We start from the raw sequence: 16,890 nt of genomic DNA on the forward strand, positions 1-16,890 counted from the left end.
TTCGCATTTAATAGGGGCATCAAGTGCCTCGCCACTTGCGCTGAAGACGCGACGCTTCCAAGTGACGCGGCTCCGGCGCGCGTGAGCGTGCGCCTTCCCCTCCCCACGTCTCCGAAACCCCATCCATGAGCCTTCCGCGTCCGTACCCGCTCCGTGCCCACCCGGCAACTTCTCCCCTGACTGCCCGCAACGCCCTGCGCGTCGCCATCTGCCTGGCGCTGGCCAGCGGGTCGGCCATCGCGCTGGCGGCGCCGCAGGACGCGGCAGGCGGACAGGGTGCCGACGTGACCGCAACGGATCTGGACACCGTCCTGGTCCGCGGTCAGCGCGCCAACCGCGTCAGCAACGGCGCGACCAACCTCGATCTCGCCATCAAGGAAACCCCGCAGTCCATCAGCGTGGTGAGCAATGAGCAGATGGTCCAGTTCGGCGCCGACAGCCTCAACGACGCGCTGCGGCTGGCTACCGGCATCCAGGTGGAGGAGTGGGAAACCAACCGCACCAACTATCTGGCCCGCGGCTTCGAGATCAAGAGCACCCAGATCGACGGCGTCGGCATGCCCAACGACTGGGGCATCGCCACAGGTGCGATGGACGCGTTCGGCTACGAGAAGCTGGAAGTGATCCGCGGTGCCAACGGCCTGCTCACCGGCGTCGGCAACTCGGCCGGCACGATCAACTATGTGCGCAAGCGTCCGAAGAACGATGCCGAAGGCAAGGTCGGGGTGAAGATCGGCTCCTGGGGCGAGCGCCGCGTGGAGTTCGACTACTCCATGCCGTTCAACGACGCCGGCACCTGGGCCGGCCGCGTGGTCGTGGCGCGCGAGGAAGGCGACTCCTACCTGCGCGACTTCGAAACCGAGCGCACCTTCGGCTACGCGGTCATCGACGGCCAGGTCGGCGAGAACGGCACGCTCGCATTCGGCTATTCGTGGCAGCAGGCCGATACCACCGGCAACATGTGGGGCGCGCTGCCGTTCGTGAACGCGGACGGCACGCAGCCGTCGTGGGACGTCGGCGCTTCCACCACGGTCGACTGGACCTACTGGGACACCAACACCCAGACCGCCTTCGTCGAGTACACCCACCAGCTCGGCGACAACTGGCAGCTGAAGGCGACCTACAACCATCGCAAGGGCGACAACGACGACGCGCTGTTCTTCGCCTACTCGATGACCGGCCTCGATCCGGCCACGGGCACCGGCCTGGTGGGCTGGGCCTACAAGGGCCAGGACGAACTGACGTCGGACCTCGTCGACCTGACCCTCAACGGCCGCTTCCAGCTGTTCGGACGCGAGCATGAGGCGATGTTCGGTATCAGCCAAGCGGAGAGCGAGCAAGGCTACTGGTTCAATCCGGCGCCGTCCGATTCGCCGGCGTTCGGCCTGCTTCCCGGTTTCCCGTACGCGGGTAACGCCGTGCCCGAGCCCGTGTGGGGCGCGCAGGTGCCGTCGAGCGAGTTCAACCAGCGCCTGAAGCGCGCATTCGGCGCCACCCGCATCGCGCTGACCGAGGACTTCAAGGCGATCGTCGGTGTCAACTTCGCCGAGTATCACCGCGATGGCAACAATGACGGCGTGCCGTTCGCCGAGTCCGAAAGCAACACCAGCCCGTACGCGGGCCTGACCTACGACTTCAACGAGAACATCCTCGGCTATGTCAGCTACTCGGACATCTACCAGCCGCAGGACCAGCGCGACTTCGACGGTTTCTATCTGGCGCCCTCGAAGGGCGTGAACTACGAAGCTGGCGTGAAGGCGGAATGGCTGGACGGTCGACTGCTGACCACGCTGGCGTACTTCACTGCCGAACAGGAAGGCTTGGCGACGTACCAGGGCTACAACCCCGATACCCTGATGAACTACTACGTCGCCAAGGACGTGGAGTCCAAGGGCTGGGAGTTCGAAGCCACCGGCAAGCTCACCGACCATCTCGACCTGGTGTTCGGCTATACGCACCTGAAGATGGATGGCGACGAAGGCACGCTGACCTACAACTGGGTGCCGCGCCGTACCGCCAACCTGATGCTGAGCGCACGCCTGCCGAGCTACGAGGCCTTCTCGTTCGGCGTCGGCGGCCGCTGGCAGAGCGACATCTCCAACGTCGAGAGCTACACGCAGCAGACCGTGCGCCAGGGCAGCTATACGGTGCTGAACGCGTTCGCAGCGTGGGATTTCCTGGAGAATGCGACCCTGCGCGCCAACGTCGGCAACCTGACCGACGAGAAGTACATCAACACGCTGTACCAGATCGGCTACTACGGCGCCCCGCGCCACTGGTCGCTGAGCCTGGAATACCGGTTCTGATCCGAACCGGCCCGTACGCAAGAGGGTAGCCGACGCCACCATGAGCACCACCACGATGCCATCCCGTTCGCAGCGCCCGCAGGTGGTCGCCCGCGTGGCGGCCGCCATGCTCGGCGGTTATGCCTTCGCCTGGGGCATCGTCGCCACCGGCGCCAGCCTGATGGTGGCCGCGGGCATGGATTTCCATGACGCCGAGTTCCTCGGCAGCATGATCGGCGTGCTGGCGTTCCTCGGCGTGTTCCTGTGGGCCATCGCCGCGCGTCGGCTGCGCTGGGTGTGGCTGGTGACGGTGGTCGGTGGTGGCGCGCTCGCGGCCACCGGCTCGTTCGTGCAATCGCTGCTGGTCTGAGGCGGGGAGAGCATCATGTTCCAGAGCTTCCGACAGGCCATGGCCTGGCTTCACACCTGGTTCGGCCTGGTGCTGGGTTTCGTACTGATGGCGGCATTCTTCTTCGGCGCGTTGTCGGTCTTCGACCGCGAGATCGATCGTTGGGCGATCCCCAGCACGCGCATCGAGCCGCAACCCATGCCGTCGTTCGAGAACGTGCTGCGGCCGGCGTTCGAACGCATGCATCCCACGCAGCAGGCCATCGATGCGATGGCGCCGCGCGTCAACGGCGCGATGCCGGAACGGTTCGACACGGTGGTGAGCTGGAGCGCGTACACCACCCACCGGGACCCGGTGCTGGCGCTGTTCGCCGGCTACCAGGTGCCGAACGCGAAGGATCCCGAAGAGGCGATCTGGGCGGACACGACCATCGACCCGCGCGACGGCACGCCGCTGCCGAACGACCGCCTCAAGATCGGTAGCGGTTTCTTCTATCCGATGCACTACAGCCTGACGCTGGACTGGAAGAACCTGGGCATCTTCATCGTCGGCCTGTCCGCGCTGGTGATGCTGGCCGCACTGGTGAGCGGCGTGGTCATGCACCGCAAGATCTTCCGCGAGTTCTTCACCTTCCGCCCGGGCAAGGCGCGCCTGCGCAGCGTGCTGGACCTGCACAACCTCACCGGCGTGGTGGCGTTGCCGTTCCATTTCTTCTTCGCGTTGACCGGCCTGCTGATCTTCGCGGCGACGTACTACTTCCCGCTGGGCCACACGCAGTTGCATGAACTGCACGATCTGCATGCCGAGGTGGAAGCACGCGAAACCGGCCTGCCGCACCAGCGCGCTGGCGTAGCCGCGGGCCTGGCGAATGTCGATGCGATGGTCGCCGATGCCCAGCGGCGATGGAAAGCGAACGACAAGGCGGGCGACGTGGGCTTCCTGGTGCTCCAGCATCTCGGCGACGAGAATGGGTATGTCAGCGTCTACCGCGCGGGCACCGACCGCATCGCCCTGGTCGGCGACGGCATCCACTACAAGGCCTCCACCGGCCAGCTGATCCGCGAAGATCCTGCTGCCACGCCCGTGGGCCGCATGGCCGAATTCCTCACCGGCCTGCACCTGCAGCATTTCCGCCACTGGCTGCTGCGCTGGCTGTACGTGCTGGGCGGGCTCGCGGGCGCGGTGTGCATCGCGACCGGCTTCGTCTTCTTCGTCGAGAAGCGCAAGCGCCAGCACGCCCAGATGGGCAGCCAGGGGGCACGGATCGTCGACGCGCTGGCGGTCACCACGGTGACCGGCATGGTGCTGGCGACGCTGGGCATCCTCGTCGCCAACCGTCTGTTGCCGGAAGACCTGCCGGCGCGCGGCGACTGGGAGCGCTATGCGTTCTGGGGCACGTGGGCGCTGGCGTTCCTGCATGCCGGCCTGCGTAGCGCCCCCGTGGCGCGGGGACTCGCGAATCCCGCCTGGCGCGAGCAGTGCTGGGCCATCGCGGTGCTCGCGGTTTCCGTCGTTGCCTTGAACTGGGCGACCACCGGCGACCACCTGCTTGCCACGCTCTCGCGCGGCTACTGGCCGGTTGCGGGCGTCGATCTCTTCATTCTCGCGGGCGGCACGATCGCCGTGCTCGCGGCCGTCCGGTTGCGTCGGCGTGCGCAGCAGGCGGGGCAGGAACGTGCGGCTTCGCAGGAGGCGGCGCGTGCCTGATCCCGCCTCCCACGACAGCCTGCTGTCGTTGGCCCTGATCGCCAGCGTGGCCGGCATGGGCTGGCTGGCACTTTCGATGCAGGTGCACGCGCAGCAGGCCTGGAACCGCGCGCCTTCGCCGACGGCACTGAAGGTCCTGCGGTGGATGGGCAGCGCCGCGCTGCTCGCCGCCTTCGTGCTGTGCCTCTGCGCCGACCACGCCACGATGGCGGTACTGGTCTGGTTCATGGCGCTCGCCGGCGCGGCGCTCACCGTCGCGTTCACCTTGAGTTGGCGCCCGCGGTGGCTGCGCGTCCTCGCGCCGTGGATCAGGGTATAGGCGCGCGGCGCTATCGCTTGCGGGTCAGCTCGTCCAGCAGCTTGCAGATCACGGTCTGCTTGCGCGCCGGTACTCTGCGCAGCGCGTCGAGGCACCCGGCTTCGAGTTCATTGGCGGCGTAGACCCTGGCGTCGTGCGCCGGCTGCGCGGGTGCGTGCTCCGCGCCCCGGCCGGTAGCGAGCCACTCGAAAGCGACCTTCGTGGCCACGGCGATCTGGGACAAGTGACCGACACTGGGGTGCGTACCGCCGGGCTCGCGCTCCCACTGGGGGACGGCACTCCGGTGCACGTCGAGTTGATCGGCCAGCTGTGTCTGCGTCAACGAAGCACCGACGCGTGCGCGTCTGATGCGTATTGCCATGGTGGCTTTCATGCGGTCTTCACCAGGCGAGGGGCTCCGACGCTACTCCTCCTGTCCGTGGCACGATGTGACGAGGTGCGGGGCGCTACGGAAGCGTTCATCTCCATCAGGATGGGCCAGCCGGCCTAGTAGTAACCGGCGACATTGAGGAACCACCCCTGGTAGTCGTAGTCGAGCTGGGTCAGGTCGCCGCTGAAGTCGGTGAAGTTGTAGCCCGCGCCGACCTTGAAGTGCTCGCTGATCTGGCGGTCCACGCCCACCAGCCAACCGCTGCGGTCGCCACCGTCGCGTACCCGCAGCCAACGATGTTCGGCCAGCGCGTCCCAACGGCGTATCAGGTGGTAGCGCACCTGCAGGGCCGCGAAGTCGGTGCGGCTGTCCAACCATGCGCCTTCGCCCCGGCCCAATCGGTACTCACCCCAGCGACCCGCGAGTTTGCCCGCCATCTGCCAGCGATCCGCGATCTGCCAGGTGCCCTCCAACGAAAGCACATGCGAGCGCTGGTCGTGTTGGTCCGCGTCGACCTGTCCTGCGGAAACCCGATCGTAGAGGTAGGTGTATTTCCCGAACGCGGCCCAGCGCGTGCTGTCGTGCGGACGCCAGGCGAAGCCCAGGCTGGCTTCCGCGAGGCGCGCGCCCGCCGCGGGATTCAGATCGTCCTGGGTGTCGGCGTAGTTCGCCCGCAGTGCGATGCGCCAGTCTTCGTCGAGACGGTGCAGCAGTCGGTGCGTCGTGACCCACTGTTCGCGCTGCTCGGCGCCCGTGTCGCGACGATACTCCAGCTTGCTCGACCAGTCCGTGCGCGCATCGGTTCGACCACCCGTGACACTGTAGGCACGTCGGTCCACGCGACCGGTGATGGCGTCCAGCGTACCGTCCATGACGGTGAAGCCGAGATTCCACGAAGGGGCAGGGCGGAAGTCCATGCCCAACGTATGCACCAGCCCCTCGGTCTCACGCTGGCGCTCCTGGATGAACTGGCTCTCGTTGTAGACGTTGACCTGCGAGTTGAGCTGCCAGCGCTGACCCAGCGTCCAGCCGGTCTGCAGGCTGCGGTCGAACAGTGCATCGCGCGTGGTGCGGTCCGTGCTGTAGCTGTAGGCGCCGTACACGGTGTGGTCCGGGCCGAAGCGGTACTCCGCATCCATCTTCGCGCCCTGGCCGCGACTGCCGCTGCTGGCCTCGAGCCCTACGCTGGAACGGTCGCCGAACAGATACTTGCCGCCCAGTGTCAGCAGATCGTTGCGCGGATAGCGGCCGCCATCGTCGTCCAGGGTGTACTGGCCGACCCCGTAGAGCTCCCAGGTCGCCCCGATCCGTTGCCGGTAGCTCAGTGCGAGCAAGGTGGCGTCGGTTCCGATACCCGCGGATGTTTCGGACAGCTGCCGTACTTCGCCGCCGAGACGGCCATTCGGCGTGATCTGCCAGTCCGCCGTGAGCTGGGTCTGCTCCAGGCGTGCGCTGCCACGTTCGGCGCGCGTGTAGCGGCCGTACAGGCTGAAGTCGTCGCTCAGGTAGCCCAGGAACTCGGCGCCGTGCTCCTCGATCGCTTCGCCCGAATCCTGCCGGCTGATGGAGAAGCCCGCATCCACGTCTCGCCGCCATGCGCCCATCGACCATTCGCGCTCGGTCCATCCCAATTCCTGCAGGTTGGCGCGTGCCTCGATCAGGCGTGCACTGCCGGACCGCGCATCCGTCGCCGGATTGCGCTGGACGAAGCTCAAGCCGCCATTGTCGGAATAGAAGACCGGCGCCACGGTCGCTTCCGTGCGGCTGTGCTCCACACGCACGTAGGTACCGCGACCGGCCTGGAGGGTCACGTCCGCACCGCGCAGCGAATAGTCGTCGCCTCCGCGGTCCTCGTCGACATAGGTCCCACCCACCGCCACGTGGTCGCCGAACCAGTGGCGTCCGCGCAGGCCGACCGTGGTGTCGTCGCCGTCGAATCCCGCCGGGACGTACTCGTAGTCGACGAGCAGCAGATTCCGCCAGCCGTCGAGCGGCGCGTCGCGGGTCAGCGTGCGGATGTTCTCGCGGGTGATCTGGCCCAGCGGACGCGTCAGGATCAGGCGGCCCTGGAGATCGTCCAGTTCGTAGTCGACGCCCGGCTGCAGGTTCACCCGCGTTTCCACGCGACCCGTGGTGGGATCGCGCACTTCCAGCACCACCTGCTCGGAGCCGGGCAGCACGTCCGTATGGCGCAGGTAGTAGAGACTGCCGCCGGTCCCCAGGAACTCGGTATGCCCCATCGCGGTCTGCGCTTCCGAACCGAACACCTTCAGCAGGCTGCGCGGATCGCCCAGCGGCGTCGCCGCGCGCGAGCGCCAATCCAGCGCGGCGCCATACAACGCACGGGGATACTGTGCGTACTCCGTACCGTCGAAGCCGGTGAGGAAATTGCCCCAGACCGCGCGATTCTGGTCCCACTCCGCGCGCACGTACAGCTTTCCCTGGCTATCCACGTCGCGGTACGTGCGCGAGTCGTCGCCGTAGACAGGGTAGTACTGGTCGGGATCCAGGCGGCGGAAGATGTCGTACGGCTGCGCATCGAAGAAGCCGTCGAACAGGTTGCCCAGCTCGCTCTCGTAGGTATCTGCCTGGGCGGTGATCAGGTACTTGCCGCGCCATTTCCCTTTCGCATAGAAGGCCAGGCGCCCCTCGCTGAGGAAGCCGTCGTCGCGCTGGATGTCGTCGGCGAGCGCATCGGTGGAACCGCTGGCCTCGCTGCGGGACAGGGTGAGGTCGGCCAGCGCGGTGACGAAGACGTATCGCCCGGTGACGTCGACATCGAGCGCGGTTTCGGTGACGACGTCCTTGCCGGCCGTGACTCTCACGTCATAGCGATGCGGGCCCACCGGCTGCAGGAACTCGGCGACGAACTCGCGCTCCTGGTCGATCGGGAAGATCTGTCCATCGATGGTGACCTGCATGGACGCGGGAATCTGCTGGCCCAGGATGCGGACCCGCGATCCGTAGACCGGGATGTTGCGCAGACGCAGGTTGCTGGTGCCGTAGATGGCATCGCTCACCTGCACGGATTCTGCACCCATCGTGTCGATCCGCTCGGGACGTTCGCGCTGCAGTTGGTCGCGCAGGACCTGTACGCCGCGCGCATGGTCGGCCGGCGTCACCAGTTGGATCGACTGCGCGGCGGTTTCGTCGAAGCTGCCGTCCGCGGCATAGGCGCGCGCGACGTACTGCAGCGTATCGCCGACCTGCGCGCGCACCTCGTCCGGCAGCAGGCCATCCCACTTCGCCTGCGTCACCGCGCCGACCGGCAGCTCGAACGTCGCGATCGGGCGCACGCGATCCGCATCGTTCCCGCGGTAGACGCGCACTTCCAGGCGCTCGTAGAACGCAGCGTAGTTGCTGTACCCATGGAAGCGCACCGGCTGGGTGATGCGCCCGTCTTCGAAAGGCACCATCGACGCGGCCTGCACGTTGAGCACGGGCTCGCCGAGCGTAGGGTCTTCGATCGCCCACAGCGTTCCGCCTTGCGGCAGGTCCACGACGAAACGTCCCAGACTGCCGGAAGGTCCCTGGAATGCCGGATCGCCTGCACTCGGCGCGTCCGCGGGCGGTTCGACCGGCTGCGCGCGCGCCATGCCGGTGTTCAGCAGCAAGACCAGGCCGATGGCCGTCATCAGGGGAGAGGCTCGCATCATCAGGGCTCTCCACAGGGGCTGTCAGGGCAGGCGGCGGCGGGCGCCTCTTGCGGGGGTGGCAAGGGCGCCTGCACCCCGAAGTCGAACCTCGCCGGCACGCCGGGCGTGATGCGCAGGACGCGCGGGTTCTCGGTGGTAAAGCGACTGCCAGGCGGCAGCGTGGCGACGTCGACCTTCAGCAGGAAGTTGCGCCCCCGCGCCCAGCGACCGCCGCCGATACCGGTGATATGGAAGCGCCCGTACGGGTCGGTTTCGGTGATCAGGCCTTCGACCGACACCACGCGCACGCCGGCCAGGCCGCGTTCGCCCGGATCCTGGAGGCCGTCGCCATCGACGTCGTGGAAGACCGTGCCGATGATCAGGCTGTCCTCGAGCAACGGATCGCCCATTACCTGGACATCGGCAGTGGCTTCGTTGCTGATCGTCGCTCCGTCGGCGTCACGCATCACCGCACGGTTGGTGTGCACGCCTGGGCCGACGCCGGCCCCCACGCGCAGGGCATAAGTCACCGTCGCCCGCTCACCGATCGGGATGTCGAGCGCGTCGATGCGGAACGGCCGCGCGATCGCCGGTGCGCCGGTGGCGTCGGCATCGCCGACCTGGATCGAGCCCGCCACTACGGCGAAACCCGGCGGCAGGCTGTCGATCAGCGTCACCTGCATCGCATCGACGTCGCCGACATTGTCGATGACGATGGTGTAGCGGACGATGTCGCCGATGCGCGCCGTGCGCTGCGCCGCGGTCTTGGCCACGCGCAACACCGCGGGCGCGGCTTCCACGTCGATCACCACGTCGGCTTCGGCGCAGACGGCGTTCGGCACCGACACATCGCAGACGCGATAGCCGAATCGGTCCTGGCCGGCGAAGCCGTCCGCGGCGACGTAGGTGCACGTACCCTCGGCGCAGGTCGCCTCGCCGTGTGCGGGCGGACGGACGACCGAGAGCGACGCCGGATCGAGGGGCGCATGGCTGACGGTGTCGTTCGCCAATACGGGGATGACGGTGATGCGCGTGCGCGTGCGCATCTGGTCGTCCGTCGCGGTCACCGTGTTCGGCAGCACGGTGACGGTCACCGTCGCGGTGGCGCAGTTGTCGGGGGCCGCCAGTTCGCACACCGTGTACTGGAAGCCGTCCTGGCCGCTGAAATACTGGGCCGGCGTGTAGAGCAGGCTGCCGTCCGGCTGCACGACCACGGTGCCGTTGGCGGGCGGCTGCGAGACCGCCACGACGACCCGTGCCGGATCGGGCGCGGTCCCGGCGAACGTATCGTTGGCGAGCACCGCGAGCGACAGGGATTCACCCTGCGGCGTCTGCGCCGTGTCGTCCGCCACCGCGAGGGTCGTGGCGAGAACGACGACCGTGACGGTCGCGGTGTCGCAGTGACCGGGAGTCAGGGCATCGCAGAGGCTGTAGACCAGCGTGTAGGTACCGCCCGGTGTTCCCGCCGCGACGTCGACGGTACCGTCCGCCTGCAGGCTCAGCGGCCCCGCCGTGACCGGCGCCAGCACGATGCGCTCCGGCACGACCGGCGCGCCGTCGTAGAGATCGTTGGCGAGCACGTTGACGACGTCCGGCACGCCCACTCCGCCCGGCAGGGGAGCCGGGGCATCGTCGACGGCATCCAGGCTCGGCAGGGCGACCGTGACCGTGGCGTTGGCGTCATCGCAGTTGCCGCTGTTGAGCCGTTCGCACAGGCGATAGACCAGCGTGTAGGTGCCGCCGGGCGTATTCGGTGCGACGTTGACGGCACCGCTGGCTGGATCGAGCTGCACATTCGCATGCGTACTCGATACCTGGCTCAGCACGATCTGGCCCGGCTGCACCGCGGCACCCGCCAACGTGTCGTTGGCAGCGACGTTGGCGATGGCCTGGCCGCCCGACGCGGTGCCCACCGGTGCGGACGCGGTATCGTCGACGGCATCGATCGCCGCCGCAGCGACGGTGACGGTGACCGTCGCCTGATCGCAGTTGGCAGGATTCAATGCTTCGCAGATGCGATAGGTCGCGCTGTACGTCCCGGCCATGGTCCCGGCCACCACGTCCACGCGACCGTCGGCGTGCACGATCAGGACCGGGGAGGCGTTGACCACGGACAGTGTCACCTGGCCTGCACTCGGCGCCAGGCCGGCCAGCGTGTCGTTGTCCAGCACGTTCACCACCGACGGCGCGCCGGTGATGCCATCGACGGGGCCGGCCGTGTCGTCCATCGCATCGATGGCCGCCGCCGTGATCGCGACGATCGCCAGCGCTTCCACGCAGTTCGCCGGCTCCGCCTGTTCGCAAGCCCGGTAGCGCAGCGAATAGTTGTTGGCCGCCGTGCCGGGCGCCACGTTCACCGCGCCCGAGCCGAGATCGAGCACCACACCGGCGCTCGCCGACGGCGTGACCACGGACAGCGAGACCTGCGCCGTGGTGGGGGGAGCCCCCGCAAGGGTGTCGTTGGCCAGCACGCTGGCGATGGCGACGCCGCCGCTGCGCCCATCCGCGCTGCCGGTATCGTTGGCCGCAGCGAGGGGACTGGGACCGCTCGCCACGGCGACCGTCACCGAGGCGGTGTCGCAGATCGACGGCGCGGCGCGCGCGCAGACCGTGTAGTTGCCCGTGTACGTACCGGCAGGCGTGCCGGCGAGTACGCGCAGGTCGCCATTCGGTTCGAGCGCCAGATGGCTGTCGAACACGCCGCCCCAGAAGGCGGTGACGACATTCGGCGCGCCGCCATTGAGCGTGTCGTTGCCGAGCACATTGCCGACCAGGGCGCCTGCCATGCCGCTGGCCAGGCTGAAGGTGTCGTCCTGGGCGTCCACGCGCACGACCTGCACGGCGACGGTGGCCGTATCGCAGTTGCCCGGATCGCCGGCGTCGCACAGCGTGTAGGTGGCGGAGTAGGTACCGGCGGACGCATTGGGGGCGATCGACACCACGCCGGCGGGGGAGATCGAAAGCGGGGCGGCCGCCGTGCTCGCCAGGGTGAAGGCCGCGGCGTTGATCGGTGCACCGTTCACCGTATCGTTGCCGAGCACGTTACCGAGGTTGGCATTGCCGGCGGCGCCATCGACCGGACCGAAGGCATCGTCCACCGCATTCAATGCCGCGGTGACGGTGACGCTGACCGAGATGCCGGCCCCGTCGCAGGAGGAAGGCAGCGACACCTGGCAGATCTGGTAGCTGGCGGTGTAGGTACCTGCAGGCGTGCCCGCCGCGACGGTGACCGTGCCGTCCGTACCGATGCTCAACGGTCCGCTGCTGGTCGGCGTCAGCGTCACCGCACCGGCGGCGAACGGCGCACCGTCCAGGCGATCGTTGGTGAGCACGTTGCCGGCCACGCCCCCCAGACCGCCGTTGACCGGGCCGAGTGCGTCGTCATCGGCGACCAGCGTGGTGACCGCGATGACGACCTGGGCGCTGTCGCAATTCGCGGGGTTCAACACTTCGCACAGCTGGTAGCCGGCGACGTAGGAACCGGCCGCGGTGCCTGCCGCCACGCTGACACTGCCGTCGGCCGCGATGGTGACCGGTCCGGCATTGGCCGGCGTCAGCACGACCTGGCCGGCGGTGACCGCTGCCCCGTTGAGGGTGTCGTTGGCGAGCACGTTGCCGGAGGCGGTGCCACCGGCGGCGCCGTCGACCGGGCCGAGCGCATCGTCGTTGGCGGCCAGTGCGCCTGCGCCGACGGTGATGCTGACGGTGGCGGTATCGCAGATCGTCGGCTGTGCGACCTGGCAGGCCTGGTAGCCGCCGGTGAGCGTGCCGGCCGGCGTACCGGGCGCGATGCTGATGCTGCCGTCGGGCGCGATGACGAAGCCGGGCGCACCGCCGGTCTGGGTGACCGTGACCGTGGTGGCCGTCGCCGGCGAACCATCGACGACGTCGTTCGCCAGCACATTGCCTGCCAGGCCGCCCGGTGCGGACGGGCCCAAGGTGTCGTCGCTGGCCAGCATCGACGCCACCACGACGGTCAAGGTGGCGCTGTCGCAGTTGCCCGGGTTAGCTGTTTCGCAGAGTTGATAGCTGCCGCCGTAGACGCCGGCTGCCGTGCCCGCAGGTACCGACACGGTGCCATCGGCCGCGATGACGAGCGGCGCACCGGCCGTGCTGGTGAGCGTCACGCTGCCGGGCACGACGGCCACGCCATCGAGCGTATCGTTGCCGAGCACGTTACCGAGATTGGCGTTGCCGGCGGCGCCATCGACCGGACCGAAGGCGTCGTCCACCGCATTCAGTGCCGCGGTGACGGTGACGCTGACCGAGATGCCGGCCCCGTCGCAAGAGGAAGGCAGCGACACCTGGCAGATCTGGTAGCTGGCGGTGTAGGTACCTGCAGGCGTGCCCGCCGCGACGGTGACCGTGCCGTCAGCACCGATGCTCAACGGTCCGCTGCTGGTCGGCGTCAGCGTCACCGTACCGGCGGCGAAGGGCGCACCGTCCAGACGATCGTTGGTGAGCACGTTGCCGGCCACGCCCCCCAGACCGCCGTTGACCGGGCCGAGTGCGTCGTCATCGGCGACCAGCGTGGTGACCGCGATGACGACCTGGGCGCTGTCGCAATTCGCGGGGTTCAACACTTCGCACAGCTGGTAGCCGGCGACGTAGGAACCGGCCGCGGTGCCTGCCGCCACGCTGACACTGCCGTCGGCCGCGATGGTGACCGGTCCGGCATTGGCCGGCGTCAGCACGACCTGGCCGGCGGTGACCGCTGCCCCGTTGAGGGTGTCGTTGGCGAGCACGTTGCCGGAGGCGGTGCCACCGGCGGCGCCGTCGACCGGGCCGAGCGCATCGTCGTTGGCGGCCAGTGCGCCTGCGCCGACGGTGATGCTGACGGTGGCGGTATCGCAGATCGTCGGCTGTGCGACCTGACAGGCCTGATAACCGCCGGTGAGCGTGCCGGCCGGCGTACCAGGCGCGATGCTGATGCTGCCGTCGGGCGCGATGACGAAGCCGGGCGCCCCGCCGGTCTGGGTGACCGTGACCGTGGTGGCCGTCGCCGGCGAACCATCGACGACGTCGTTCGCCAGCACATTGCCTGCCGGGCCGCCCGGTGCGGACGGGCCCAAGGTGTCGTCGATCGCACCCATCGTCGCCACGCGCACATTGACCACGGCGGCATCGCAGTTGTCCGGTGCTGCGGTTTCGCAGATCTGGTAGCCCGCGAGATACGTCCCGGGCACGGCATTGGCCGCGATGCCGATCGTGCCGTCGGCCGCGATCGTCACCGGTGCGGTCGCCGCGCTGAGGACGATCACGCTGCCAGGCGCGACCGCCGCACCATTGAACGTATCGTTGGTCAGCGCGTTGCCCGCATTGGCGCTCCCCGCCGTGCCGTCGACGAGAAGGGGACCATCGTCGTTCGCCGCCAGTGTGGCCGCGACGCGGACGTTGACCGTCAGGGTCGCGACATCGCAGTTCGCCGGGTTGGCGGTTTCGCAGATCTGGTAGCTGCCGCCGTAGATGCCGGCGGGCGTGCCGGCCGGTATCGAGAGCGTGCCATCGGCCGCCAGCGCGATCGGTGCGGCGGACTGGTTGATCAGGGTGACGCTGCCGGCGGCGACGGCCATGCCGTCCATCGTGTCGTTGCTCAGGACGTTGCCGACGTTCGTGCTGCCGGCGGCACCGTCGATGGGGCCGAAGGTGTCGTCCACCGCATTGAGCGCCGCGTTGACGATGACGATCACCGACACGCTCGCGCCGTTGCAGACGGTCGGCGACGCCGTCTGGCAGATCTGGTAGGTGGCGGTGTAGGTGCCGGCGGGGGTACCTGCCGCGACATGCACGTTGCCATCGGCGCCGATGGTCAGCGGCCCGGTGTTGGCCGCCGACAGCACCACCTCCGTCGAGGAGGGCGGCGCGCCGTCGAGACGGTCGTTGGCGAGGACATTGCCCGCCACGCCGCCGGTGTCGCCATTGACCGGCCCGAGGTTGTCGTCGGCCGCCGTCAGCGTGGTCACTTCCACCGTGACCTGGGCGGCGTCGCAGTTGGCCGGGTTCAGGGCTTCGCAGACCTGATAACCCGCCACATAGGTGCCGGCGGGCGTAGTCGCGGCAACGGCCACACTGCCATCGGTGGCGATGGAGATCGGGCCCGCGTTGGCGGGCACCAGCACGACATCGCCACCGGCGACAGCCGCACCGTTGAGCGTGTCATTGGCCAGCACGTTGCCCGTGGCGGTACCGCCGCTGACGCCATTCACCGGGCCGAGCGCGTCGTCCGCGGCGATCAGCGTGCCCGCGGCGACCGTGATGCTGACGGTGGCGGTATCGCAGATCGTCGGCTGTGCGATCTGGCAGGCCTGGTAACTGCCGGTGAGCGTGCCCGCGGCCGTGCCGGCGGCGATGCTCACGCTGCCATCCACGGCGATCACGAAGCCGGGGGTGCCTGCGGTCTGGGTGACGACCGTGGTGCCCGCGGTCGCCGGCGCGCCGTCGACGAAGTCGTTCGCCAGCACATTGCCCCCGACCGTGCCGGGCAGGGCAGGGCCCAGCGTATCCGCGGAGGCGGCGAGCGTGGCCACGGCGACCGTCACGGTGGCCGTCGCGCAGTTGTCCGGCATGGCGGTTTCGCATATCCGGTAGGCCGGCGTATAGCTGCCGGCGGGCGTGCCCGCCGCGACCGCCACCGTGCCATCGGTGCCGATCGTCACCGGCCCCGCATTGGTCGGCGTCAGGATGACCTGTCCCGCGGTGATGCCGCCGCCATTGAGCGTGTCGTTGCCGAGTACGTTGCCGATGTTGGCCGCGCCGGTGGCGCCGTTCACTCCACCGTAGGCGTCATCGTTGGCGGCGAGCGCGCCGGGCGCCACCACGGTGACCTGCACCGTCGCGCTGTCGCAGACCGTGGGCGCATCGGCATAGCACAGCGTGTAGGACGCGCTGTGCACGCCGGCCGCGGTGGCGGGCGGCACGGTGACGCTGCCATCGGCGGCGAACACGACCTGCGCGGTGCTGCCACCCGTGAACGTCACCACGCCGGGCGCGGGCGGCGAACCACCGCCTGCGTCATCGTTGTCCAGCACATTGATCACGGCGACCGCGCCGGTACTGCCGTTGACCGGCCCGGCGCTATCGTCGTTGGCCAGGAGCGCGGGCAACACGCGCACGCTGGCGCTGGCCGTATCGCAGTTCGTCGGTTGTGCGGTTTCGCAGATCTGGTAACCCGCGCTGTACACCCCGGCGGGCGTGCCCGGTGCCAGCGTGGCGCTGCCGTCGGCGGCGATCTGCAGCGGCCCCGTGTTGGCAGCGGTCAAGGTGACCGTTCCCACGGCAGGCGCGCCATTGAGGCTGTCGTTCGCCAATACGTTAAAACCGGGCGAAGCGGCACCGCTGGCGCGGGGCGGCAATACGTCGTCGAGAGCATCGACGGTAGCGGACGCGTTGACGGATACGGTCACCTGCGCCGTCGCGCAGTTGGCGGGATCGGCGCTCTCGCAAATCTGGTAACTGGCGGTGTAGGTGCCGGTCGGCGTGCCGGCGGCGACATCGACGGCGCCGTTGGGCTGGATGATCAACGGCAAGGCCGGCGGTGCCGTCAGGACGACCTGGGCCGGCGTCACCGCGACGCCGGCCAGCGTGTCGTTGCTGAGCACATTGACGACGTCGGCCTGGCCGGGGGTGCCGTCGATGGGGCCGGCAGTGTCGTCGAACGCGACGAGGGCACGCGGAACCACGGGGATGCCGGGCGTGGTCGCGCTGTTGTCGCCAGGCGTGGGATCGCTCGTCCCCGCGGGTGGCGTGATCGTCGCGGTATTGGCACCGATGGTCGCAGGCGTGAGTGAGGGTGCCACGGCCGTGATCTGCACCACGAGCGATCCGCCCGCGGCGATGTTCGCGTTCAACGCGACATTGCCGCTGCCGCTTGCGACACCGCAGGAAGATCCTGCGCTGGCCGTACATGTCCAGCTCGCGCCCGTCAGTTGGGCCGGGACGATATCGGCGATCGTGGCACCGAGCGCAGCGGATGGCCCCGCGTTCGCGACATCGATGCGGTAGCTCACGGTGCCGCCCGCAGTCACCGGCGACGCGCCGGTCACGGACTTCTGCACGCTCAACGCCGCGACGGCGGCGAGCGTGTTGGTATCCGTACCGCTGTTGTTGCCGGTATCCGGATCCGTCACGCCACTGGCGGGCGTCGCGGTCGCCGTGTTGCCGAGGCTGCCGGGATAGCTCTGCGACCATGCGGGCACGGCCCCGGCCAGCAGCACCATCATCCCCAC

Annotated in this window: 7 protein-coding genes; 4 read left to right on the forward strand and 3 right to left on the reverse strand. The window is 68.8% G+C overall.

The window, feature by feature from the left end; genetic code table 11:
* Positions 1-125: 125 nt before the first annotated feature.
* Genes BLT45_RS09995 through BLT45_RS10010 form a run of 4 tightly spaced genes read left to right on the forward strand, consistent with a single transcriptional unit; the run spans position 126 to position 4,660 of the window.
* Entirely contained in the window at positions 126-2,306 is a 2,181-nt protein-coding gene (locus BLT45_RS09995) for a TonB-dependent siderophore receptor (protein WP_093298167.1), read from the forward strand.
* Between the two features lie 40 nt (positions 2,307-2,346).
* Complete coding sequence (locus BLT45_RS10000; RefSeq protein ID WP_093298173.1) at positions 2,347-2,655, forward strand: iron uptake protein; 309 nt, start codon at positions 2,347-2,349, stop codon at positions 2,653-2,655.
* A gap of 15 nt (positions 2,656-2,670) precedes the next feature.
* Positions 2,671-4,341: a PepSY-associated TM helix domain-containing protein gene (locus BLT45_RS10005; RefSeq protein WP_093298176.1), complete on the forward strand. Its 1,671-nt coding sequence runs from the start codon at positions 2,671-2,673 to the stop codon at positions 4,339-4,341.
* A complete protein-coding gene (locus tag BLT45_RS10010) occupies positions 4,334-4,660 on the forward strand; it encodes a DUF3325 domain-containing protein (protein WP_254771824.1) in 327 nt (108 codons plus the stop codon). Before BLT45_RS10005 ends, BLT45_RS10010 begins: the two co-directional genes overlap by 8 nt.
* A 10-nt stretch (positions 4,661-4,670) precedes the next feature.
* On the opposite strand, the gene BLT45_RS18620 is transcribed toward BLT45_RS10010, so the two are convergent.
* From BLT45_RS18620 to BLT45_RS10025, 3 genes are all read right to left on the reverse strand, one after another.
* The gene (locus tag BLT45_RS18620) at positions 4,671-5,033 is read right to left on the reverse strand and encodes a helix-turn-helix transcriptional regulator (protein WP_093298179.1); all 363 of its coding nucleotides are present in this window, start codon (positions 5,031-5,033) and stop codon (positions 4,671-4,673) included.
* A 113-nt stretch (positions 5,034-5,146) separates the two neighbouring features.
* Positions 5,147-8,686 carry a TonB-dependent receptor gene (locus BLT45_RS10020; protein ID WP_139187982.1) on the reverse strand — a complete coding sequence of 1,180 codons (3,540 nt, stop codon included), beginning with the start codon at positions 8,684-8,686 and terminating at the stop codon, positions 5,147-5,149.
* Positions 8,686-16,884 carry an Ig-like domain-containing protein gene (locus tag BLT45_RS10025; protein ID WP_175455784.1) on the reverse strand — a complete coding sequence of 2,733 codons (8,199 nt, stop codon included), beginning with the start codon at positions 16,882-16,884 and terminating at the stop codon, positions 8,686-8,688. Before BLT45_RS10025 ends, BLT45_RS10020 begins: the two co-directional genes overlap by 1 nt.
* Positions 16,885-16,890: the final 6 nt, after the last annotated feature.

Origin of the sequence: Pseudoxanthomonas sp. CF385, from assembly GCF_900104255.1 — a bacterium.
In the GTDB taxonomy this organism is placed as follows: Bacteria; Pseudomonadota; Gammaproteobacteria; order Xanthomonadales; family Xanthomonadaceae; genus Pseudoxanthomonas_A.

What these genes read in the sequence shown, in the direction of transcription:
- BLT45_RS09995 (WP_093298167.1), top strand. Translation starts at nt 126, where the DNA reads ATGAGCCTTCCGCGTCCGTACCCGCTCCGTGCCCACCCGGCAACTTCT.
- BLT45_RS10000 (WP_093298173.1), top strand. Translation starts at nt 2,347, where the DNA reads ATGAGCACCACCACGATGCCATCCCGTTCGCAGCGCCCGCAGGTGGTC.
- BLT45_RS10005 (WP_093298176.1), top strand. Translation starts at nt 2,671, where the DNA reads ATGTTCCAGAGCTTCCGACAGGCCATGGCCTGGCTTCACACCTGGTTC.
- BLT45_RS18620 (WP_093298179.1), bottom strand. Translation starts at nt 5,033, where the DNA reads ATGAAAGCCACCATGGCAATACGCATCAGACGCGCACGCGTCGGTGCT.
- BLT45_RS10020 (WP_139187982.1), bottom strand. Translation starts at nt 8,686, where the DNA reads ATGATGCGAGCCTCTCCCCTGATGACGGCCATCGGCCTGGTCTTGCTG.
- BLT45_RS10025 (WP_175455784.1), bottom strand. Translation starts at nt 16,884, where the DNA reads ATGATGGTGCTGCTGGCCGGGGCCGTGCCCGCATGGTCGCAGAGCTAT.